The sequence below is a fragment of the Nocardia brasiliensis NBRC 14402 genome, assembly GCF_000308475.2.
Classification (GTDB): Bacteria; Actinomycetota; Actinomycetes; order Mycobacteriales; family Mycobacteriaceae; genus Nocardia; species Nocardia brasiliensis.
Genome location: NZ_BAFT02000104.1, coordinates 49,035 through 71,167, shown reverse-complemented (window position 1 = coordinate 71,167; position 22,133 = coordinate 49,035). Strand labels below are relative to the sequence as shown.

The 22,133-nt window shown below is 69.9% G+C and carries 21 protein-coding genes; 3 read left to right on the top strand and 18 right to left on the bottom strand.

Annotated elements, in window-relative coordinates; translation table 11 throughout:
- Positions 1-4: 4 nt before the first annotated feature.
- From TY25_RS35095 to TY25_RS35070, 6 genes are all read right to left on the bottom strand, one after another.
- On the bottom strand, positions 5-2,146 hold the full coding sequence (locus tag TY25_RS35095) for a hypothetical protein (RefSeq protein WP_042263676.1): 2,142 nt from the start codon (positions 2,144-2,146) through the stop codon (positions 5-7).
- Positions 2,147-2,199: 53 nt separating this feature from the next.
- Complete coding sequence (locus tag TY25_RS35090) at positions 2,200-3,534, bottom strand: hypothetical protein (RefSeq protein ID WP_014985150.1); 1,335 nt, start codon at positions 3,532-3,534, stop codon at positions 2,200-2,202.
- A gap of 13 nt (positions 3,535-3,547) precedes the next feature.
- Complete coding sequence (locus TY25_RS35085) at positions 3,548-4,087, bottom strand: hypothetical protein (protein ID WP_042263674.1); 540 nt, start codon at positions 4,085-4,087, stop codon at positions 3,548-3,550.
- A 22-nt stretch (positions 4,088-4,109) separates the two neighbouring features.
- The gene (locus TY25_RS35080) at positions 4,110-5,360 is read right to left on the bottom strand and encodes a hypothetical protein (RefSeq protein ID WP_042263671.1); all 1,251 of its coding nucleotides are present in this window, start codon (positions 5,358-5,360) and stop codon (positions 4,110-4,112) included.
- Positions 5,360-7,777, bottom strand: a complete 2,418-nt coding sequence (locus TY25_RS35075; RefSeq protein ID WP_226887327.1) for a hypothetical protein — start codon at positions 7,775-7,777, stop codon at positions 5,360-5,362. Before TY25_RS35075 ends, TY25_RS35080 begins: the two co-directional genes overlap by 1 nt.
- Before the next feature lie 65 nt (positions 7,778-7,842).
- A complete protein-coding gene (locus TY25_RS35070; protein WP_146153969.1) occupies positions 7,843-8,061 on the bottom strand; it encodes a hypothetical protein in 219 nt (72 codons plus the stop codon).
- Positions 8,062-8,204: 143 nt separating this feature from the next.
- On the opposite strand from TY25_RS35070, the gene TY25_RS35065 reads away from it, so the two are divergent.
- Complete coding sequence (locus tag TY25_RS35065) at positions 8,205-9,002, top strand: AfsR/SARP family transcriptional regulator (RefSeq protein WP_226887326.1); 798 nt, start codon at positions 8,205-8,207, stop codon at positions 9,000-9,002.
- On the opposite strand, the gene TY25_RS35060 is transcribed toward TY25_RS35065, so the two are convergent.
- The 4 genes from TY25_RS35060 to TY25_RS35045 form a co-directional block, all read right to left on the bottom strand.
- The gene (locus TY25_RS35060) at positions 8,931-10,649 is read right to left on the bottom strand and encodes a M1 aminopeptidase family protein (RefSeq protein WP_042263665.1); all 1,719 of its coding nucleotides are present in this window, start codon (positions 10,647-10,649) and stop codon (positions 8,931-8,933) included. The genes TY25_RS35065 and TY25_RS35060 overlap by 72 nt on opposite strands.
- Before the next feature lie 35 nt (positions 10,650-10,684).
- Positions 10,685-11,494, bottom strand: coding sequence for an AfsR/SARP family transcriptional regulator (locus tag TY25_RS35055; RefSeq protein WP_052383399.1), 810 nt, complete (start codon positions 11,492-11,494; stop codon positions 10,685-10,687).
- Positions 11,495-11,646: 152 nt separating this feature from the next.
- The gene (locus TY25_RS35050) at positions 11,647-12,462 is read right to left on the bottom strand and encodes an alpha/beta fold hydrolase (RefSeq protein WP_226887325.1); all 816 of its coding nucleotides are present in this window, start codon (positions 12,460-12,462) and stop codon (positions 11,647-11,649) included.
- Between the two features lie 65 nt (positions 12,463-12,527).
- The gene (locus TY25_RS35045) at positions 12,528-13,490 is read right to left on the bottom strand and encodes a zinc-binding dehydrogenase (protein ID WP_042263661.1); all 963 of its coding nucleotides are present in this window, start codon (positions 13,488-13,490) and stop codon (positions 12,528-12,530) included.
- Between the two features lie 82 nt (positions 13,491-13,572).
- On the opposite strand from TY25_RS35045, the gene TY25_RS35040 reads away from it, so the two are divergent.
- Complete coding sequence (locus TY25_RS35040; RefSeq protein ID WP_226887324.1) at positions 13,573-14,193, top strand: TetR/AcrR family transcriptional regulator; 621 nt, start codon at positions 13,573-13,575, stop codon at positions 14,191-14,193.
- 62 nt (positions 14,194-14,255) lie between these two features.
- The gene (locus tag TY25_RS35035; RefSeq protein ID WP_042263656.1) at positions 14,256-15,602 is read left to right on the top strand and encodes an FAD-binding oxidoreductase; all 1,347 of its coding nucleotides are present in this window, start codon (positions 14,256-14,258) and stop codon (positions 15,600-15,602) included.
- 19 nt (positions 15,603-15,621) lie between these two features.
- Here the strand turns inward: TY25_RS35035 and pcaC are convergent, their stop codons facing one another.
- Genes pcaC through TY25_RS34995 form a run of 8 tightly spaced genes read right to left on the bottom strand, consistent with a single transcriptional unit; the run spans position 15,622 to position 22,131 of the window.
- The gene (pcaC, locus tag TY25_RS35030; RefSeq protein ID WP_042263654.1) at positions 15,622-15,999 is read right to left on the bottom strand and encodes a 4-carboxymuconolactone decarboxylase; all 378 of its coding nucleotides are present in this window, start codon (positions 15,997-15,999) and stop codon (positions 15,622-15,624) included.
- Positions 15,996-16,772 (bottom strand): 3-oxoadipate enol-lactonase, encoded by a 777-nt coding sequence (pcaD, locus tag TY25_RS35025; protein WP_042263652.1) that lies wholly within the window; start codon positions 16,770-16,772, stop codon positions 15,996-15,998. The genes pcaC and pcaD overlap by 4 nt, the downstream gene beginning before the upstream one ends.
- A complete protein-coding gene (pcaB, locus tag TY25_RS35020) occupies positions 16,769-18,115 on the bottom strand; it encodes a 3-carboxy-cis,cis-muconate cycloisomerase (RefSeq protein ID WP_042263650.1) in 1,347 nt (448 codons plus the stop codon). Before pcaB ends, pcaD begins: the two co-directional genes overlap by 4 nt.
- The gene (pcaG, locus tag TY25_RS35015; protein WP_042263648.1) at positions 18,108-18,632 is read right to left on the bottom strand and encodes a protocatechuate 3,4-dioxygenase subunit alpha; all 525 of its coding nucleotides are present in this window, start codon (positions 18,630-18,632) and stop codon (positions 18,108-18,110) included. Before pcaG ends, pcaB begins: the two co-directional genes overlap by 8 nt.
- Positions 18,625-19,365 (bottom strand): protocatechuate 3,4-dioxygenase subunit beta, encoded by a 741-nt coding sequence (pcaH, locus tag TY25_RS35010; RefSeq protein ID WP_042263647.1) that lies wholly within the window; start codon positions 19,363-19,365, stop codon positions 18,625-18,627. Before pcaH ends, pcaG begins: the two co-directional genes overlap by 8 nt.
- Positions 19,362-20,543, bottom strand: coding sequence for a thiolase family protein (locus TY25_RS35005; protein WP_042263645.1), 1,182 nt, complete (start codon positions 20,541-20,543; stop codon positions 19,362-19,364). The genes pcaH and TY25_RS35005 overlap by 4 nt, the downstream gene beginning before the upstream one ends.
- Entirely contained in the window at positions 20,540-21,319 is a 780-nt protein-coding gene (locus TY25_RS35000; RefSeq protein WP_042263643.1) for a CoA-transferase subunit beta, read from the bottom strand. The genes TY25_RS35005 and TY25_RS35000 overlap by 4 nt, the downstream gene beginning before the upstream one ends.
- Positions 21,316-22,131 carry a CoA transferase subunit A gene (locus tag TY25_RS34995; RefSeq protein WP_042263641.1) on the bottom strand — a complete coding sequence of 272 codons (816 nt, stop codon included), beginning with the start codon at positions 22,129-22,131 and terminating at the stop codon, positions 21,316-21,318. The genes TY25_RS35000 and TY25_RS34995 overlap by 4 nt, the downstream gene beginning before the upstream one ends.
- Between the last annotated feature and the right edge of the window lie 2 nt (positions 22,132-22,133).

Genomic DNA, 22,133 nt, shown 5'->3' with positions numbered 1-22,133 from the left:
CGTCTCAGTAGGTGCTCTGGTGGATGGGGCGGCGCTCCCGCGGCGGCCGCGCAGGCACCGCGGGACGCGCCCCGAGGTCGGCGAGGGTGACCACGGTGCTCCCGCTGGTCCAGAAATTCTTCGCCTGTCCCCGCGCGACGAGCTCGACGCACGCGGCGTGCGCGCACTGGCTGACGCCGGGACGGGCGGGATGGAATTCGTAGTAGTCCAGCATCGAGATCTCGATCCGGGTGGCGGGCTTGTTCCGCCAGTCCTTGGGCGCCGGCGGCAGCACCCGCCACTGCACGCAGTCGATCGCGCCGTAAGCGAATTGCAGGTCGCTGTTGCGGTATTCGCTCTGCTCGATCCGGGTGAACCCGATATCGCCGCCGCGCGCGATCGACTTGCGGATCTTCTCCCGCACGCCCGCCGACCGCTTGATCATGTCGGCCACGTCGATGGTGACCTCGGCACCGCTGGCGCCGAGGAAATGCGCGAACAGCCGGGCCGCCAGCGGGCCTGCCGCGATCACGCGGGCCATCGAGAAGATCGCCACATCGCGCGGATCGCCGAACGCGCACGCACAATCGATGGCCGCCTTGGCGTCGAGACGATGACTGGTCAGGCTGCAGCGTTTGCGGAATCGCTGCTGCATCACACTCCAGGGCGCCTCCGGCTTCAGATCGTCCTGCACCGGCTTGCAGGTGCCGAGCATCCGGCGAGGGCGCGCGGGCGGCGCTTCTCCCTCCGGCGATTCGCTGTCCCTGCCCCGGCACCCGCACTCCTGCGCGATCGACTCCACCGCGTAATCCTCGGACTCCCAACCGGTCTCGCCCCAGTACTCCCCGTCGCCCTCCTGCGGCGTCCACAGCTCGTCGGCGCTCTCGTCGGCCACTTCCCGGCTGACGACCCCGCCGCTCAGGTTCGCCGACGCGTCGGCGAGCAGCTGCCAGCCGAATCGACGGGGAATCTCGTTGTGCGGCACCCGTGTCCGCTCCACCCGGAAGTTCGGCGAACCGGCCGCCCGGACCGCCGCCGCAACCCGCTCGCTGGCCCGCGCGGTGCCCTCACCAGGGCGGTACAGCACCCGCAGCGCGCCGGTGCCCGCCGCCATGCGCTTGCGCGCCCAGTCGATCAACGTTTTCGGGTCGTTGTACAGCGCGTCGAAGGTGTGCACCTCATCCGGATCGGTGTGACCCAGGATCGCCATCAGCGCCGCGCCACCGCCGGAGTGCGCGGTCAGGATCAGCCGATTGCGCCGCACGGTGGTGCCGGTCGCCGCGCCGAAACGGACCAGCGCGTCATCGATCAGCGCCTGCAGTGCACCGGGTTTCGTGAGCGCCGGGAACGTGTAGCGCGCAGGATTGCCCTTCGGCTGATGGTGGCCGCGGGGCAGAATCAGCAACGTCGGGACGGTCCGTCCGGCGGCTCCCGGCTTGGCCGGATCGGTGAAATCCAGTCCGCTGATCGGCTTCTTGTGCTTGACGATCTGCATGGCCGCGCCGTGACCCGAGTAGCCGTGCACATGGACGACCACGTCGACCACGGAGGGCTCGACCATGCCGTTCCACTCGATCAGCAGATCCGGTGGCGTGCCCGCGTGCGAACGCAATTGGGGATGCCGGTGCACGAGCAACCGGCCGGGTGTCACCGCGACGGGCTGGGCGTCTTCGTAGTCCGCGTCTTCGTAGTCCGCGTCCTCGTAGTCCGCGTTCTCGTAGTCCGCGTCTTCGTAGTCCGCGTCCTCGTAATCGACTTCCCCGTTGTCGGCATCCTCATAGTCGGCATCCTCATAGTGGACGTCCTCGTAGTCGGCTTCCTCGTAGTCGGCTTCCTCGTAGTCGCTGTCTTCGTAGGCTGCGCCTGCGTAGGCGGCGTTCTCGGAGTCCGCTTCGGCATAGCCCGCGGCCTCGAAAGGCGCTACCTCGCTGTCCACTTCGAAGACGGCGTCCTCGCTGTCGTACTCGGCACCGTAGGCGTAGTCCGCCTCGGTATCCCCGGCCTCGTCGAACTCGGTGTCGGAACCCTCGTTCTGCCAGCCGGTCTCGCCGTCGTACGCCAGATCCCCCACGTCCTCGGCGAAGACGTCTTCGCGCGTGGGCCACACGCCGGTCTCCGGCGTCGCCTCGGGCGAAGCGAAGATCGATGATTCGGCAACGGTACTCATATCAGGCTCCAATCGGTATCGCGCGATGGCGAACGACTCGACGTCCCAACGGCTCAGAGCCGTGGGGCAACTCGTCGATGTCCGTTCGTCGCGGCCGCCGCCGGCGCCGCCGGTGCCGAGGGTGCGGTGGTGCCGGACAGCACGCCGGCGGGCAGCAGTTTCGTCGGTTGTGCCGATCGGACCTGATTCGTGCTGCGGCGCATGGTGACCGCCAGATCCTTGACCCGCTCGCCGGTCGCCGACTGCCACAGATCGATGATCCGGTTCATCGTCTGGGCGGGGCCGGGCCCCGGTACGCCGGTGGAGCGATACAGCAGCTCGGCCTGCGACTGTTCGTCGAACACCCCGAGCTCGATCGCCCACAGCAGCGGGGAGACCAGCGTGGCGAGTTCGAAGAGTTCGCGCGCCTGCCGCGAGGGCGCCACGCCGACCCGCCTGCCGATCGTCGCGAGCCGATCGGCCGGGTTACCGCCGCTGATACCCGCGTTGGCGCTGAGGTCCCGGACCACGGCGCTCTCGTAGTCGACCGTGAGGTGGAACCAGTTCAGCAGGCAGACGTAGCTGAACTCTTCGCGCGAGAGCATCCCGCCGAGCCGGCGCAGCCGCAGCATCTCGGCCAGGGTCTGGCACAGGTATCCGATGTAGCTGGCGTCGGTGGGGTTCGAGCCGGAGGTGTTGCGCTCGTTCTCGATCCCGAGCCAGACCTGGCGCAGCAGTTCGTTCCACATCTCGATGAAACGGATGTTGCTCGCGGCGCCCGCGTCGCGCTTCCAGGCCTGGCTGTCCGCGCCGGGCGCCGGATGCGGGAGATCGAGTCCGAACATGCGCCAGTAGGCGTTGCGCCGGTTCACCCGGGCATCGGGGCGCAGCTGGCTGGTCAACCCGCCCACCCGGAACAGCGGCGGGTCGCGGAAGAACAGTTCCTCGGTGGCGCGTACCCAGGCCATGGTTTCGACCGAGGGCGCGGGCAGCGTCTCGCCGACCACGTAGCGCCGCACCACCTCCGCGAAAATCTCTACGGCGCCGGTGCTTTCGACCAGGTACGCGTAGAACATGTGGTCCCACAGCGGTACCACCTGCGGATCGTTGGTCGGGTTGTAGCCGAGCGGCGGCGGGAACGGCGGTGTCCCCGTGGTGGGCCCGTGCACGCCGGACTTGAACGACTCCTTGATCAAGTTGTCCGGCAGCTGCGTCAATTTGACCGCGGCCGGGTCGCCGAGCGGCACCTTGGTCTCGGTGAAGACCTTGGGCCAGACGGTGATTCCGCCCTGCGCCCAGATCTCGTCCAGCCACCGGCTCAACTGCTCCGGGTGGAAGGTGAAGACCGCGTCGGCGGGTGTCAGTGGGTCGGTGAGCTTGGGGAGTTTGGTAGCCAACTGTCGGAACATGGCGCTGCCTTCCTTAAAGTGCCTGCGGCGAATCGGAGTGCGCGAGCGAGACGCCGCCGCCGGACCCGGTGCGGATCGGTCCGTACGTCACGAAGGTGACGGCCCGGACCTGCCCGTCGCAGTCCTGGATCTGCGCCGCGACCGCCTCGGCGGGATATGTGATCGCGAAGGTCGGTTTCGACCCGCAGCCGTCGCCGTTCCCGCCGTCCCTGCGGATCTCGTCGTAGACGTAGAGGAATTCCGGGCCGCGGGCGCCACGGTGGATCACAGCGATCCGGTCGGCGTAGTTCGGCAGGCCCTTCTGGAATTCCAGCAGTTTGTGCTCGACGTCGACCAGGGCGGGCAACCGCTGGGTGATCGGCCCTTTCGCCGAGAGGTTGCGCGATTGCAACCCGTATTGCAGCTCCGAGAAGATCGACAGCGTGAAGTCGTTGCCTTCCGCGAGCGTGCTCGGCGCCGCGCTCTCCTGCTGCCGGTAGTGCTGCAGTACGCCGGTGAACAACTGGATCAGCTGATCCATGTCCACCGCCGCCTTGCCTGGCTCGTTGTCCATGTCGGTCTCCTATCTCCTACGTTCAGGCGGCGACGCGGTCGCCGCCACCCATCCGGCGCAGCCATGTCTCCATTTCCGATGGCGCGGTGGACGATTCGAGACCGCGCAGCACGGTCAGTGCCAGAATCCGCATCGGCTCGACCCGCTGCAGGTAGGTCGAGGTGTACAGCGAGGCACCTGCGCGGTCGGCCAGTCGGTTCAGTTCGGCGGGCGACACCCGCCGCGGGTCGGCCAGTGCCGAGAGCGGCACGCCATGGAAGGCTCGCATCGGCCTGCGCGTGCACACCTCGGCGATCGTGGGCAGCAGCGGCATGCTGGCCGCCACGATCGCGCCGACCTCCGAAGAAGCCTGCGCGAGTGGATGTCTGGCCTGCCAGCGCGCGGCCAGCGCGTCCCACGGGCCCGCGCCGAACCAGCTCCGGCACAGCGCCGCATTGAACTGCACCCGCAGCGCCGAAACCGGGTGCGGGTCACCGAATGGCATCCGGTACACCTGGCTCGACGGTCCGTCCACGACGGTCGCCAAGGCAGGCACCGGCGCGTATCCCAGCAAGCTGAAGGCGTAGACGTCGGCCGCCACCTCAGAGGCCCAACTGCGCCAAGCGGCCGCCGCCGGCGCGCTGTGCGGCGCCAGCGCGGCATGCAGGGCCGCCGCCAATTCCTTTGTCCAACTGGTCAAATGAGCGACCTGATGGCCGGTCTCGTGCACCAGGGAGGTCGGCTGCCACAGATTGTGCCGGGTGATCTTGATCGCGGCCGCCGGTGACAGGGAGGCGTCCCATAGCCGGGCACCGGAGCGCAGGATCGACGCGCCCATGCCCTTGTCCAGATAGCTGAGCACCGGCGGTGTGTCGATGCCGAGCGGCCGCAGCACCTGATCCATGCTGTGCACGGCCAGGGCGTCCAGCCCGCGCAGCACCGCCGCGATGCGCGGATTCGTTCTGGTGTTCACCGCGTCGCAGTAGAAGTCGACCACGGCTTCCGCGCGGCTGTACCGGCGGCGCAACCTGAGCAGTTCCGCGCGTGCGGTTTTCAGGTCCGCCGGTGTCGTCGCACCTTTGATCGTGAACAGCGTGCGGTCCGCCTGTGCGGTGAGCCTGCGCGCCTGGCCGGTGAGGCTCGCGCGGACGCTGAGCCCGAGATAGGACTCCAGCTCGCGCCACGCCACCGGTGACGCACTGACCTCGAGGTCGCCCAGCGCCGCACACGCGCGCCGCCAGTGCCGCGCCTCAGCGGCGAGCGCGGCGGTCTCGGTGGCGAATCGGGCGTCCATCACTTCGTTCCCGGCGTGGCGACGACCTCGGCGACGGGCAGTTGTCCCGAATCCGCCGTTACGCCGGTGAAAGTCACCGTGAGCGTCACCCCGTCCGCCGGATCGGCGACGGCGGCGGCGAACTGGGCACCCCGCTGCGCGAGATAGGTGGCAATGGCGGTACTGGTCGCGGCGGTCAGATCGGCGGCCAGTTTCGCCGCCGCGACCGGATCGGTCGACAGCTCGGCTCTCAGTAGGCGCCGCGCGATCCGATAGTGCAGGCGCGGCAGGAAGATCTCGCGCAACGCCGACAGCACGGCGGGCAGATCGCGCTGTCCGGCGGGCGCGGCGCGTTGCAGGCGGGCCTGCAACGCCCTGGCCCGTCGTTCGGACAGCTTGATCACGATCCGCATCCGCTTCGTGGCCGGATCCCAGCGCACCGTGGTGAGCCTGCGCGGCCGACGGCCCTTGCGCGCCGGCAGTTTCGCGACGCGCACGCGGTAGTACCGCTGGCCGGGCACCGGCCGGTAGGCACCGGGAGCGGTCCCGACCCGGCGGCGGCGACCGAGCGCGGGTTCGCGCAGCAGCAGTCCCGCGGCCTCGGCGGTGAGCGGCTGATAGTCCTCCGCGGCGGGTTGCTCTGCCGCGGGCAGGGTTTCATCTCGGGTGAGATGCCCCAGCATGGTGCCGGGCATGGTCTCGTACAGGTCGATCTCGGCCTGCACCGGCCACCGATCGACGCCGCGGTCGAGCAGATAGGACTCCAGCGTGCCGCCGTCGTTCCAGCGCACCGCCCGCGCCACCTGTCGCGGGATCGGCACCGCGAAAACCCTGGTGTACTTGCGGAATCGGTAGCGCGGCCCGGTCGAGCGGGGCAGCATCACCCAGAAGCCGCCCTCCTCCGCGGTTTCGCGCTCGGGCAGGTCCGCGCGCAGCAGTCGATCGGGCAGGTACGCGGCGGCCGACTCGGCGAACGCACGCTGCACCGCCGCACTGACCTGGAGCGGATCGGTGAACGCTGCCTCGGGCAACTCCTCGAGCACTCGCGTCACCGTCGCCTCGACCGCCGAGGCGAGCGCCTCGCCGGGGATCGCATCTTCCTCCTGGCCCGTGGCTTCCAGGCCGAGCGCGGTGAAACCGACCCCGACCACCGCCCGTGCGATCAGGACCGACGGGTCCTGCCCCGCGATCTTGCCGATGGTCCGCGCGGCGTCGGGACCGACCATCCCCTTGATCAGCTTCGCCAGCGGCTGCGCGATCAGATTGATCAGCTTCGCCCGCGCCCCGGTCACTTTCAGCCCCAGTTTGAGCAGCGGCCGGATCGCCAGCACCGCCGGGACGAACTGCTCGATCTCGGCGATCGGCGGGTCCTCCCCCGTATAGGCGCTCAGCTGGGCGGCGAGCCGGGCGCGGGCGTCGTCCAGTTCGGCGACCGTATTCGCTTCGGGCTCTTCGGCATCGGCCTCGTCGTACTCCTGCGCGTCGGCCTCGTCGTGCTCCTCGGCGGTGAACATCGCGAAGAGCTGGTGGTCGAAATCCTGCGCCAGCAGCGCCGCGGTGCCGAATTCGTCGGCAGCCTCGTCGGTTTCGTCCGCGGTCTCGTCGGCGGCCTCGCCGATTCCCAGCCGCTTGGCCAGAATCGGCACCAGCGGCCGGATCTCGGCGGGCAGGATCCGGGTCAGCGGGTTCAGCAGTTTCGCGACGACACCCTTGAGCAGCGAGAGCCCGATCTTCTTCAGCCGTTGCAGGATCGGCCCGAGCACGTGCTTGCCGACCGCCTGCAAACCGCTCTTGATCGTCTTCAGCCCGCTCTTGGCGACATTGAGCACGCCCTTGACCGGGTTGCGGACGAACCCGACCGCCTGCCGGATCTTCTGCTTGATGACCGACTTGACCTTGCGGGTGATCTTGCTGAGGAAGTTCTCGAACACCTCGGAATCGAGCGCGGCGGGGGTTGCCAGTGAGTCGAGCAGTTCGTCGAGTTCCTGCTCGGCCAGCCCGTGCAGATCGGCGTTCTCCAGTCCGCTCGCGAAGCTGTCGATGGTGCGTTCCCATTCGCTGATCAGCGGTGCGAGCCACTCCTGCAACGACTCCCGGCACTCGGACGCCGACGGCGTCACCGACCACTGCTGGGCATCGGAGAGCGCCCGCGCGGCTCCTTCGTCGAGCAGTTGCTCGAGCGCCTCGGTGAATTCTTCGTCGTGCAGGGCCTCCAGGAACTCGGTGGCGAGTTGCGACTGCTCGTCCGACGCCGAGTAACTGTGCTCCCCGAAGGGCGATTCGGTGAACGAGTAGCTCTCGAACGGCGACTCGTCCTGGGCGGCCGTCGGCTGCTCGGCCGCCTCGTCCACCGCCTCGCCGAAGGGCGAGAGCCCGGAAAAGGGCGAGACATAGTCCTCGGTAGCACCGCGAGACTCGGTGTATGAGTCACTGCGCATTGTGGTCACCTCCGCAAACGACGGGCGTTTCGCGTCACTGTGCGCGACCACGGTATGCGCGAACGTCAACGCTTCGTCTCTGCCGGCGCGGTCTCCCCCGGGGCGCGATCTTCGCCCAGTTCGGCGAGCAAGGTCGCGACCTGCGCCAGCGACGCGTCGGTATCGGCGAACACCCATTCCCGGGCGGAGTCCGGCTCGGCGGAGCCGGCCAGGACGCGGATGATCAGCCGTCCCCGGTCCCGCCAGGCCCGCACCACGATCGTTCTGCTCTCGGGTCCATTCACCGGACCACGGTCGCGCGCGGCCATACCAACTCCCGTCAATGCCGAGGGGGCGGCGTTGACGCGGCGTTGACGCACGCGCAGCACCGGGTCGCCACGCTGGCAGCACTCGGCCGCGTTGCGGCCGGTGACGGAGGGATGATCCGATGGCGGTCGCCATTTGCCTGCTCGGCGGTTTCGCGCTGCGCGTGGACGCGAACCACGTTGCCCTGCCGCAGCATTCACGACGTGTACTGGCCTATCTGGCGCTGGACCAGATCGCCCAACCCGACTGCGACCGCGCCCTGCTCGCCGAACGCCTGTGGCCCGACGCCACCGCGGCCCGGTCCCGGGCGAGTTTGCGCACCGCCCTGTGGCGGATCCGGCAGGCCGCTCCCGCCCTGGTGCACGGCACCGGCGGCCGGGTGCGGCTCGGCGCCGGCGTGACCGTCGACGTACACGAGTTCCGGGGCAACGCCGAGCGCATGCTGAGCGCGCAGTCCGACTGTCCGCGCGACCGCGCCGCCCTGCTCGCCCGTACCAGCGAATTGCTGCCGGGCTGGGACGAGACCTGGCTGCTGCTCGCGCGAGAACAGTTGCGGCAGACGCGGTTGCACGCCCTGGAAACGGACGCGCGCAAGCTCGCGGCGCGGGGTCGCTACCACGAGGCGATCGAGGCGATGCTCGCCGTGGTCGCCGAGGAACCGCTGCGCGAATCGGCGCAGACCGCGCTTATCGAGGCGCATCTGTGCGAGGGCAACGTGGTCGAGGCGCGCAGGCAGCTGCGCGTGTTCGCGGATCTGCTGTGGACCGAACTGAGCATCCGGCCGTCGCCGGAGTTGTTCGGGCGGGTCGGCATGGCCGCCCCGCCGCCGCCCGCACCGGCGTCCCGATCAGCCGATCGTCATGTCGCGCTGGGCGAGCGCCGCATGCTCCCACACATGGGTGCCCGACGCCGGATGTGAGCGGCGCGCGTGCACCGAAGCCAGCACCGAGACCCTGGTGCCGCGCGCGGGCAGCAGCGCCGCGGGCAGTCGGGCCGACACGGTGCGCCAACGACCCGGCGCGAGTTCGAAACCCACCGCCGCCGTCTGCGCGGGGAAGAAGTCGACGGGAAAGGTGGGCGGTGCGCCGGTGGTGACTCGTAACGCGAAGGTGACGACGAAGCAGCGGCACGGTCCGGCTGCCGCCGTGTTGGTTACCCGGGCGTGAATCCAGTTGTCCTGACCGGCTTTCGGCTGCACGTGGACCGCGATCCGGTCGTCCCCGTGCCGGTTCCACAAGCTCGGCGCCGCCCCGAAGACCAGGCGCGGGTCCGGCGTCGACTCCGCGAAGCCGTAGACGAATCGGTGGCAGGCGTCGACGAGATCCGCGGCACCGGAACCGGACACCAGATGCGCGACCAATTCCGCTGTGCTGACCGGAGTCCCGCGGCGCGCGCGGTACAGCTCCCCCATCAGCGTGCGCAGCGAGGCCGCGCCGATCCGTTGCGCCACACCGCGAAAGAAGCGACTGCCGTCGTCGTACGCCGCCGTCGGCGTGGTGCGCTGGAACGGCTGCCGGGCGCACAGCCGCACCGGCGCGCGGGTGAAATCGAAACTCTCGGTGCGAGTGTCGCCGTCGTCCCGGAAGCTGGTGTACGCCTCGTCCCACCACCCGTCGGTCTGTGCCGCCGGACTCAGACCACGGGCGAACCACGAGTGGAAGACCTCGTGGCCGAGCGCACCGGCCGCGGTGGTCGCGCCGCCCGCGTATTCCATGCCGCCGGCCGCGCCGTGGAACAGGCACACGAAACGGTCACCGAGGAACGCGCCGAAGACGGACTCGTACTCGGTCAGCAACACGCCGACCCTGGCGTGCAACGCGGGCAGATTCTCTTGACCGCCAACGAGTTTCCAGGTTTCCACCACCACCTGACGCCCGGACACCGGCAGCGATACGGTCGACGAGCGCAGCACGACCGAGTCGGCCGGTCGCAGCTCGAGCAGCGACGACATCGTGGTGAACCAGGACGGGAAACGCACCGTCCAGGCGTTGGCGCCGACCACGGTCGCGGCGCCGTTGGTGATCAGCGAATGGGCGACCGCCGTTCCGGTGACCCGTAATTCGAGCGTCCACGGGAATTGGTCGAACGGCAGGTTCGACGGGAACCAGGCCTCCAGGTACCGGCCCGCATACAGGTCGGACATGCCGAACGACCAGCGCACCCGACCGTTCGACCAGTGCAGCGCCGGCGGATACGCCCCGCCGAGATCGGCGTCCGGCGTATCGAGCCGGTACGTCACGCTCAGCCGGTGCGACGATCCGGCGGCCTGGGTGCGGCCGACGACCCGGATCGAGCTGTGCGCACCGGCGCCGACGTCGTGGGCGGCCAGCTCGGCGGGGTCGAGCCGGGTTCCGTCGAGCCGGGCGGAGCGCACCGTCTGCCGGAGGTCGAAGATCGGCGCTCCCGCGTGCGGGCCGACCACGTAGTCCACGGTCGCCTCGACGGATCCGGTTCCGGTCGCGGCGTCGAGCGTCACGACCGCACGCAGTTCCTCGATGTGCATCGGCACCGCGCGTAGTCGGCCGATCGGAGTCGGCGGCGGTGCGTTGCGGAAATCGGCCGGCATCCGCGCAGCGTGCCTCGCTACCGTACGCGTCGGCGTCAACGGCGCGTAGTCGCCGAGCACTCCCGGACCCCGGCGCGCCGCCCGAGTTCGGCCGACGGGCGCAGCGCGAGTTCGCGCCACAGCGTCGCCGCGAAGAGGTCGAACTGTCTGCGCGCCTCGGCCGCGTTGCCCTCGCCGAGGTGGGCATCGATCAGAATCGCCTGCGCCGATTCGCGCAGCGGTTCCTCGGCGACGACCCGCAGGATCAGGTCGATCGCCTGCGGATAGCGGCCCAGGGCGCAGTCCTTGCGGGCCACCGCCTCCAACGTGTGCAGCCGCAGCAACCTGAGCTGTTCGCGGAACAGCACCAGCCAGTCCTCGTCCCAGCCCGGTAGGAGTTCGGCCGCCGTGCACAGCTCGTGCGCATTCGCCGCCGGGCCCGCGCACCCGGCCAGCAAGTCCTCGGCGCGCCGCCGGAACCGGTCCACGTCGACCTCGACCTGATCGGTCAACCGCACACGCTCCGCGTCGCCGCCGAGCAGGGCAGGCCCTGCCCGGCGGATCCGCCACAGCGCCGTGCGCAGGCTGGCCGAGGACCGATCCGGCGACGAGTTCTCCCACAACCGCTCGGCCAGCACCCGGCGTCCACACTCGGGCGCGGTCATCCGGTGCAGTGCGAGATAGGCGAGCACCCGCTGCGCGTGCGCCGGCAGCACCACTTTCACCCCGCCCACCCGCAACTCGAACCCACCGAACAACGACAACTGCGCGCCGGCCCCCGGCAAGTCTGCGGAACCAGCCGCATACGCCGCGGTGATCCTGGTCCGCGGGTACGCCGGGAAGGGGCCTGCTGCCCTTCCCGCCATCGCTGAATTCGCTACCCACATGGTCACGTCTTTCGACGAAAGTCAATCTTTCGACACCATGACACCGCAGGTCAGGATGCCGCACCTGAGTAGATCGCTACCCGAATCGGGGCGAATCCAGCGAAACGGGTCCCCGCTGACCGAACTCGCGTTCACCGCGCGCGTAGGAAGTCACACAGAATCGGCAGCAACGCTTTGGTGCTGACCATATGGTTCTGCCCCTCGAGAGTGCGAAGGGTGGAGGTGGGAATGGTGTCGGCGAGTTGCTGTGCGACGTCGTGCAATCCGGCCGGGCTTTTCGCACCGGCGACGATATGCAGCGGTACTTTGATGCCGCCGAGCCGGTCCAGCGGGGGCACGTCCGCGGTCAGCGCGATGTCGTAGGTGAGGGTGGGTGCCAGGGCCTTCATGGTGGACCAGCCGGGAAACAGCGGCAGCAGCGCGACGAACGGACGCGGCATGCCGATTTCGCGCAGGAATTCCCGCACCGCGCCGGAGTTCTCGCCCTTTCGCAGGCGCGATTCGACCTTCCGCGCCAATTCGGCGTAGGAATCGCGTTCTGCCGCGTCGTGCACGTACGACGCGTCATAGATGACCGCCCGATCGACCTTGTGCGGTAACCGCAGCGCGGCTTCGAGCGTGAGCACAGCACCCGAGGAATGCCCGTAAACGAAGGCGTTGCCGCCGGCCGCGTCGATCATCGCCTCGATATCGTCGACTTCGCGCTGCACCTCGTAGGGCGCGGTGTCGGTACTGTCGCCGCGGCCGCGGCGGTCGTAGGTATAGACGGTGAATTCCTTCGAGAACGCTTTGACGTCGTCCACGACGGGCCGGAACTTCCGGAAGCAGGTCGCCCCCGTGACGTACACCAGTGCGGGCCCCTCGCCCACCACGTCGTAGGCCAGTCGCGTGCCGTCCGCCGATATCGCCGTGCTCATCTGTGCGCCCTTCGCGTCGAAGTCTGTCACCGTATCGACGGGGCAGGGCGGCAGAACTCATCGGTGCCGCACCGCCGCCCCGCGTCGCCGGTACCTCAGGGCACGAGCACGACTCGGCCGAACACCTCGCCCGCGTCGATCATCCGGTGCGCCCGGACCGCGTCGGCCAACGAAAGCTCTTCGTGCACCATCGCTTCCAGTTCACCGCGGCTCGCGGCGGCGAACAGTTCGGCGATCGCCGCGCTGATCTCGGGGGCCGCAACCGTATCCGCGCTGAAGGTCGCGAACGACAGCGATTTCTGAAATGCCGCGATCATCGGCGCGGCGAAGTCCGCCGGCGGCATACCGCCCATCGCCCCGACCACCACCATGCGGCCGTTCGGCGCGAGCCTGCCGAGGAATGCGGACACCGCCGCACCGCCGACGATATCGATGATCACGTCGTAGTCCGCGGGAGCTTCCGGCCCGCCGCGGCCGTGCCGGTCCAGTACGTGCGTGGCGCCGAGCTTGCGCAGGCGTTCACCACGCTCGGCCGAGGAGGTCGTCACCGCGACCGATCCCGCGCCGCGCCGCGCCGCGAGCCGGACCACCATCACCCCGATGCCCCCGGCCGCGCCCCGCACGAGCACCGACTCACCGGGCGCGAAATGGGCATGACGCAAGGCGAAATGGGCCACCATGGCCGAACTCCCGAGGGTCACCGCCGCGGCGGCCGACACCGCCTCCGGGACGGGCACCACCGTCGCGGCCGGGGCGACAGCGCGCTCGGCGTAGCCCCCGGTCAACCCGGTGTGCGCCCAGACCCGCCGACCGATCCACGCGGTGTCGACACCGTCGCCCACCGCCGCGACGGTCCCCGCCACCTCACTGCCGAGAACGTGCCCGGGCGTGGACCCGTAGGCGGTCAACGCGCCGCTGCGGATCAGCGCGTCGAGCCCGCCGACCCCGATCGCCTCGGTCACGATCAGCACCTCGCCCGCGGCCGGGCCCGGGTCGGGAAGATCGACCACGGCGAGCATCTCCGGCGTCCCGAACGCCGGGAACGTCACTGCTTTCACTGCTGCCTCCGTGGGCTTTTCGAGCTGAACCGATCCACGGAACGTAACGGACGCCCCCGTCCGTTTAGCTAAAGTGAGAGCGGTGACCACCCGTTTGTCTCAGACCCTCCGTTCCGACGCGCGGGACAACCGCGAGCGCATTCTGGACGCGGCGCGCGCGGTATTCGTCGCCGACGGCCTGGACGTGCCGATGCGCGCGATCGCCCGGCACGCGCAGGTCGGCCCGGCCACCCTCTACCGGCACTTCCCGACCAAGGAGTCGCTGGTCACCGAGGCGTTCACCGATCACATGCACGCGTGCCGAGCCATCGTGGACGAGGGCTTGGCCGACCCGGACGCGTGGCACGGCTTCAGTGTCGCCGTCGAGAAGTTGTGCGAATTGCTGGCGCGCGACCAGGGTTTCAGCGCTGCCCTCATGTCCGCCTTTCCGCACTCGATGGACTTCACCGCGATCCGTTCGTCCTCGCTCATCGGCGCCGCCGAACTGCTGCGGCGCGCCAAGGACAGCGGTCAGTTGCGCGCCGACATCCTGTTGGACGACCTCGTCCTGATGATCATGGCCAACGGCGGCCTGCGTACGAGCAGCCCTGCGGCACGCGTCGCGGCGTCCCGGCGCTTCGCCGCGCTCATGCTGCAGGCGTTCCGCGCCGCGCCCACCGTCGTCCCGCTGCCGCCGGTGCCGCGATTGACGCCCGCGAGCTGAGGCCGCGATTTACGATGCGAGGACGGGCGCCGACCCAGTGCGGGCCCGGCTGGAGGAGCACGATGACCACCGCGTTCGACGGCCCACCCCTCGAGATCGACACGCGCCCCGCGGTTCTCGACCAGTTCACGGTCGACGAGACCGGGCGCGCGGGGCAACGCCCGCGCGGCGTCGCGGCACCGGCCGATGTCGACGAGGTGGCCGCGCTGGTGCGGTGGGCGCGGGCGACGCGGACCCCGCTCATCGCCCGCGGCGCCGGCACCAGCCTGGAAGGACACCTGCTCGCTCAGCGCAACGAACTGATCGTCGATCTGTCGCAGGCGAATTCGATCCTCGACATCTCCCCCACCGATTTCACCGCCACGGTGCAACCGGGCGTCACCCGCACCCAACTGAACGCGGCGACGGCCGAACACGGTTTGCAGTTCACCGTCGACCCCGGGGCCGACGCCTCGCTGGGCGGCATGGCCGCGACCAATGCCAGCGGCACCACCACCGTCCGCTACGGCGGGATGCGGGCGAACGTGCTTGCGCTGCAGGCGGTGCTCCCCGACGCGACGGTGGCGCGCTTCGGCCGCGCGGTCCGCAAATCCTCCAGCGGCTACGACCTCAAAGATCTGCTGATCGGCTCCGCGGGCACCCTCGGCATCATCACCGAACTCACCGTGCGCCTGCACCCCATCCCGGAATATCTTCGCTCGCTGCGGATTTCGTTTCCCACGGTGGCGGATGCGGTGGACGCCGCCGTCGAGATGCTCGGTGCCGCACTGCCGGTGAGCAGGCTGGAACTCGTCGACGCGGTCAGCATGGTCGCGACCAACGCCTATCGGGGCACCGACTATGCCGAGACCCCGGCGCTGTTCATCGACGTGGAGTCGTCGTCGGAGCCGGCCGCGATCGCCGAGGAACAAGAGATCACCCGAATCGTCCAGGGCCACAAGGCCCTCGACGTCGCCGCGGCACGCACCCACACCGAGCGCTACGCCCTGTGGGAGGACCGGCACAATCTCTTCTTCGCGTTGAAATCGCTGCACCCCGGACGCCGGTTCATGGTGACCGACACCGCCGTCCCGTACTCCCGGCTCGCGGACGCCGTCGATACCGCGCTGCGCCTCGGCAAGGACCTCGGGCTGGCGGTCAGCGTCTGCGGGCACATCGGTGACGGCAACGTGCACACCATCGTGCCCTACGACGAGCACGACGACGAGGTGGTGCAACAGTACTCCGACCAGTTGGTGCGCCATGCCCTGGCCGTGGGCGGCACCGCGACGGGGGAGCACGGCATCGGCCTCACCAAGAAGAAGTACCTGCGCGAAGAACACGGCGCGGCAGTCGATCTGATGCTCGCGATCAAACGCACCCTCGACCCGCTGAACCTCTTCAACCCGGGCAAGGTGCTCGACCCATGAGCCGAACCGGAGCAGAAACCTAGGACTCGCCGGGTTCGTCCAGCACGGCCTGGCCGATCGTGAAGGCGGCGTTGGCGGCCGGAACGCCCGCGTAGGCGCCGGTGTGCAGGAGGACCTCGGCGATCTCGGCGGGGGTGAGACCGTGGCGGCGGGCCGCGCGTACGTGCATCGCGATCTCGTCGTGGCGGCCCAGCGCGGTGAGCACGGCGAGGGTGATGCAGCTGCGGGTGCGGCGGTCGAGACCGGGCCGGGCCCAGATCGATCCCCACACCGACTCGGTAATGTATTCCTGGAACGGGCGGGTGAATTCGGTTGTCGCGGCCGCGGCACGGTCGACGTGCGCGGCGCCGAGCACCTCGCGCCGGACCTGAGCGCCTCGCTCGGCACGTTCGTTCACGAGTTCTCCTTCAGGTGTCCGAGGATCAGCTGGTCGATGACGTCCGGTCGTTCGACGTTCGCCAGATGTGCGGCGGACTCGATGATTTCGAGCCGGGCCAGCGGGATGGCCGCGGCGATGCGGCGACCGTGCGCGGGCGGCGTCGCAGGATCGTCCGCACCCGCGACGACCAGCGTGGGTGCGTTGATTCTGGTCAGACCCGCCGCGATGTCCATCGTTTCGATCGCCGCGCAGCACGCGGCGTAGCCCTCGGCGGGCGTGGCGGCGATCATGTTCTCGTAGCAGCGGATTCGTTCCGGGTGGGCAGCGCACCACTGCGGGGTGAACCACCGGCGCACGACCGCGCCCGCCACCGCCGCGGTCCCTGCGGCGCGGACCGTGGCGGCGCGCTCGGCCCAGCCGGAGGGCGGGCCGAGTTCGGCGCTGGTGCAGCACAGCGTCAACGTGCGCAGCCGGTGCGGGGCATGCGCACCGAGCCACATGCCGATCATGCCGCCCAGCGACAATCCCACGAAGTGCACGCGGCGAGCAGCCAGCCGGTCGAGCAGCGCGAGCACGTCGGAACCGAGATCGGCCAGGGTATACGGTCCGGCCGGCACCGGCGAATTCCCGTGGCCGCGTTGGTCGTAGCGCACCACCCGGTAGCCCGCGGCGGTGAGCGCCGCCACCTGTGGCTCCCACATTCGCATATCGCTGCCGAGCGACCCGCTCAGCACCACCATGTCCCCCGCCGACGGTCCGTCGACGTGGGCATGCACCGCAACCGAACTCATCGCTCGACTCCCTGCCATTCGACCAGCGCGCGCAGCCGGAATTCGTTCGCCGAACCCAGATACCCGGACGGATCGAGCAGCCCATCGATTCGCCTGCGGTCCAGATACTTCCCGATCACCGGATCGGCCGCGAGCAACTCGGCAAGGTCGCCCCGCATGGCGTCGGCACAGCAGGCCGCCACGAGATCACCGGCCTCCTGTCGACCCACCGCACCCCCGCTCGCCGACACCAACTCGACGGCGACGTGTTCGGCCACGAGCAAACCACCGGAACCTACCAGATTCGCGCGCATCCGCGCGGGATCAATGTGCAGGCGCAACAGGCAAACCCGCAGCCAGTGCACCGCCGAACCGGTGCTGCGCAGCAGTTCGACCAGCGGGCGCCACTCCGCATGCCACGACCCGGCGGCGCGTTGATATTCGTGGGCAGCCGAACCCAGCACGGTCGCGACCAGGCCGGGCGCCTGCGCGGCCGCACCGGCGGCAAGCACCGCCGCGACGGGATTTCGCTTGTGCGGCATGGTCGATGATCCACCGCTACCGGATGGGCCCTGCTCGGACACCTCGGCGACTTCGGTCTGCGCGAGCAAGGTGACGTCGCGGGCGATCTTCGAGACCGCACCGCAGGTCTGGCCCAAAGCGCCCGCGATTTCCGCGATTCGGCTGCGTTCGGTGTGCCAGGGCACGGTCGGCTCCGCGAGGCGTAGCTGACGCGCCAGCTCAGTCAGCACAGGAACTCCGTGCTCGCCCAGCGCCGCCGCCGTCCCGACAGCACCGCCGAACTGCACCGCCAGGCGGTGATCCCGAACGCGATCGAGCTGCCGCAACGCCGCGACCACACCGCCCAGCCATCCGGCGGCCGTGAGCCCGAACGTCACCGGGGGTGCCTGTTGCAACAGGCTGCGCCCGGCCAGCACGGTATCCGCGTGCTCCTCGGCCGAACGCGCGAGCAACTCGGCGCACGCCACCAAATCGGCACGCAGCGCGGCCAGTGCTCGGGCGGTGACCAGCATCGCGGCGGTGTCGAGGACATCCTGACTGGTCGCACCGAGATGCACGTAGGCCGCCGCCGCAGGGCCGACCCGCGCGGTCAGCGCGCGTACCAGCGGACCCGCCGGGTTGCCGATCCGCACCGCGGCCGCACCCAACGCAGCGGCGTCGTACTTCTCGGCACGGCAGTGCTTTTCGATCTCGTCCGCGGCGGTCGCCGGAACCACGCCGGCCGCCGCCGCAGCACGGGCGAGCGCCGCCTCGAAATCGAGCATCGCCTGCACCCACGCCCGATCGCCGACCGACTCCGCGACCGGGCCCGCCGCGAGCACCCCACCGAAGAGCTCAGACATCGAAGAACACCGTCTCGTCCGGCCCCTGCAGGTGGACGTCGAAAACGTAACCGTCTCCGGCGCGTGCGGCGATCAGTGTGTGCCTGCGTTCCGGCGGCACCGCCGCCAGCACGGGGTCGACCGCGTGCCGGTCGGCGTGCTCCGGAAAGTACACCCGGGTGACGACACGGTGCAGCAGTCCCCGGGCGAACACCGACATGTCCAGGTGCGGGGCCTGCAGCCCGCCCGCGCCGTCACACACCGCTGCCGGGACCAGGATGTGCAGCGCGTATTCGCCGCGCCGGGTATCGCTGCGCGCGAAACCGTTTCGCTCGCCACGGTGCGCGTCGCCGACCAGCTGCCAGGTCTCCACCAGAGCGTCGTCGATGGCGGTGCCCGCGCCGTCGCACACCCGGCCGGTGAGCCACACCGCACCCGGCGCGCCGGGCGGGACCGCGAATTGCCCGTCCGCCCAGGTCAATCCGAGATGCAGGTAGGGACCGACGGTCTGGGAGGGCGTGCTGGGCAGCCTAGTCATCGTCGGCCTCCTCGTCTTCGAACGGGGTCGCGCCCCGCCCGCGCAGCACGATGTCGAACTCGAAGGCCAGGGCTCGCTCCGGCTCGGTGCGCGCGTGATCGAAACGGCTGACCAGCAATTCGCGCGCGTGCGCGGGCACCGAGTTGTAGACCGGGTCCTGGAAGAACAGCGGATCGCCGGGGAAGTACATCTGCGTCACCAGGCGCTGAGTGAACGCCTGCCCGAACAACGAGAAGTGGATGTGCGCGGGCCGCCACGCGTTGTGATGGTTACGCCACGGGTACGCACCGGGTTTGACCGTGGTGAACTCGTATCGCCCGGCGCTGTCGGTGTAGGTGCGTCCGGCGCCGTCGAAGTTGGGGTCCAGTGCGCAGTTCCAGCGGTCGCGGTCGTGCCGGTAGCGACCGCCCGCGTTCGCCTGCCAGATCTCGATGAGCGAGTGCGGGATCGGCTTGCCGTCACCGTCGAGCAGCCGCCCGTGCACGATGATCCGCTGGCCGATCGGCTCGCCCGCGTGCTGCGCGGTCAGGTCGTGGTCGGTGGGACCTACCCGGTCCGAACCGAAGACCGGTCCGGTCAGCTCGGTCAGCCGCTGCGGCAACACGATCAGCGATTCGCGCGGATGCCGCTGCACCGTGGACGCGTACTCCGCGTAGTCCAGCGGCGGATGGCTGCCGTCCGGATCGCGCCGGAATCCGGCCGGAGAGGGTGTCGCGCAATGCCGTGCGCTCATGATGCTGCCTCCAGAACGACCGCAAGTCCCTGACCGACGCCGATGCAGAGCGCGGCGAGCCCCCACCGGATGCCGCGCCGCCGCATTTCCCCGGCCAACTGCACGACTATCCGGCCGCCGGACGCGCCCAGCGGATGACCGAGCGCGATCGCGCCCCCGTTGACGTTGACGATCTCGGGGTCCAACTCGGGCCAGCCGGCCAGACACGCGACCGATTGCGCGGCGAACGCCTCGTTCAACTCCACCACGCCGATCTCCCCCCACCCGATTCCGGCGCGCGCCAACGCGTTTCGAGCCGCCCGCACCGGGCCTATACCGAACACGTCGGGGTCCACCCCCGCCGCTCCGCGCCCGGCGATCCTGGCCAGTGGCGCGCGACCGATCCGGTCGGCCACGGACTCGTCGCCGAGCAGCAGCGCGCACGCCCCGTCGCTCAGCGGCGAGGCGTTTCCGGCCGTCACCGTCCCGTTCGCCCGGAACGCGGGCCGCAACCCCGCCAGCGTGGCCACGGTGGTGCCGGGTCGGATCGGCTCGTCCCGGTCGAGACCGGTATCCGGTACCGCGACAACGTGATCGTCGTAGAAGCCGGCGGCCCAGGCCCGCGCCGCCGATCGGTGACTGCGCGCGGCGAACTCGTCCTGTGCCGCCCGATCGATGCCGACCCGTTCGGCCAGCGCTTCGGTGCTCTCGCCCAGCGAGACCGTCCAGGCCGCGGGCAGCGCCGGGTTGACCATCCGCCAGCCCAGCGTGGTCGAGTGCATCGTCGCGTCACCGGCGGGAAAACCCTTGGGCGGCTTGGTCAGCACCCACGGCGCCCGGCTCATCGATTCGACCCCGCCCGCCACGACGAGCGTCGCGTCACCGGTCTCGATCGCCCGGGACGCGTGCAGCGTCGCGTCCAGACTCGACCCGCACAATCGGTTCACGGTCGTCCCGGGCACCGAGGTCGGCCAGCCCGCGAGCAACGCGGCCATCCGGGCGAGGTTGCGATTGTCCTCTCCGGCCTGGTTGGCCGCGCCGAAGACCACGTCGTCCACCGTCGCGGGGTCGAATTCCGTCCGTTCGGCGAGGGTGCGCAACACATGCGCGCCGAGATCGTCCGGGCGTACGCCCGCCAGTGCGCCGCCGTAACGGCCGAACGGCGTGCGCACACCGTCGTAGAGGAACGCGCTGTTCACGACGCCTCCCGCAAGGCGTGTAGCGCGGCGAGTTCGGCGGCCGAGGGCGCTTCCGTAACCTGCAGTTCCGCAGCGACTTTCAGCTCCCAGCCGGTCGCTGCCCGCACCTGCTCGACGCTCACCCCGGGATGCACCGCGACCAGCACCAGTTCACCGGTGGTATCGGGGCGCATGACCCCGAGATCGGTGATGATCCGCGTGGGACCCGCCCCGCGCAGGCCGAGCCGGGCCCGCTCCCCGCCGCCGCGGCCGTGGCCGAACGAGGTGACGAAATCGACGCGCTCGACGAAGGATTGCCGCGATTGGCGGACCACCACGAACACCTCGCCGCAGGACGCGGCGATCTCGGGCGCGCCACCCGCGCCCGGCAGGCGCACCTTCGGCCGGCGATAGTCACCGATGACGGTGGTGTTGATATTGCCGAACCGATCCAGTTGCGCGGCACCGAGAAAACCGATATCGATGCGTCCCGGTTGCAGCCAATAGTTGAACACCTCCGGCACGCCGATCACCGCGTCCGCGGTCTCCGCGAGGATCCCGTCCCCGATCGAGGCAGGCAGCCTGCCCGGCTTGGAACCCAGCGTGCCGGACTCATAGATCAGCACCAGGTCCGGCGCGTGCGTCGTGCGCGCCAAGTTCGCTGCGGTGGAAGGCAATCCGATGCCGACGAAACACCGTTTGCCGCCGGTGAGCGCCCGCGCGGCGGCGACCGTCATCACCTCGTCGGCGGTGGCTCGCACCGGCGCGGTGTCCGTTTCGGCCGGAATCCGGTTCATGCGTCACTCCCCGCGAAGACGTGCTCGTCGAGCCATTCGGTGAAACGGCCACGGTCCCGGCTGATCGGGTCCCAAGCCGCGTAGAAGGCGTTGTCGCGCTCGGAATACCTTTGCGCGTAGGACGGATGCGCGCCGCCGGGCACCGCGGCGATCGCGGTGATCGCCCACGCGGGCAACACGATCGCGCCGGGCACCGGGGTGAGTTCGTCCACGATCTCCTCGACGGTGACCAGGCTCTGCCGCGCGGCCAGCACGGCCTCCTTCTGCACCCCGAGCAGACCCCACAGCTGCACGTTCCCGGCCCGGTCCGCCCGCTGGGCGTGGATCACGGTGACATCCGGCCGCAGCGCGGGCACCGCGGTGAGCTGTTCGCCGGTGAACGGGCAGCTGATCGGCTTGATCGTCGCGGTGACGGACGGCAGGTCGGTGCCGACGTAACCCCGCAGCACCGCGAACGGCAGACCGGACGCTCCCGCGACATAGCGGTTCGCCATGCCCGCGTGGCTGTGCTCCTCGAGCTCCAGCGCGTGCGGCCAGGCGTGCTCCACCGCGTCCCGGAAGCGGTGCAGCGAGCCGACACCCGGATTGCCGCCCCACGAGAACACCAGCTTGGCCGCGCAGCCCGCGCCGATCAGCTGGTCGTACACGATGTCCGGGGTCATCCGCACCAGGGTCAGCCCGCGCACGCGCTGCCGGATGATCTCCTGCCCGGCGGCCACGGGGATCAGGTGCGTGAAACCCTCCAGGGCGACAATGTCGCCATCGTGCACGAGCTCGGCCACGGCGGTCGCCAAGGTCGAAATCCTGGCCACGC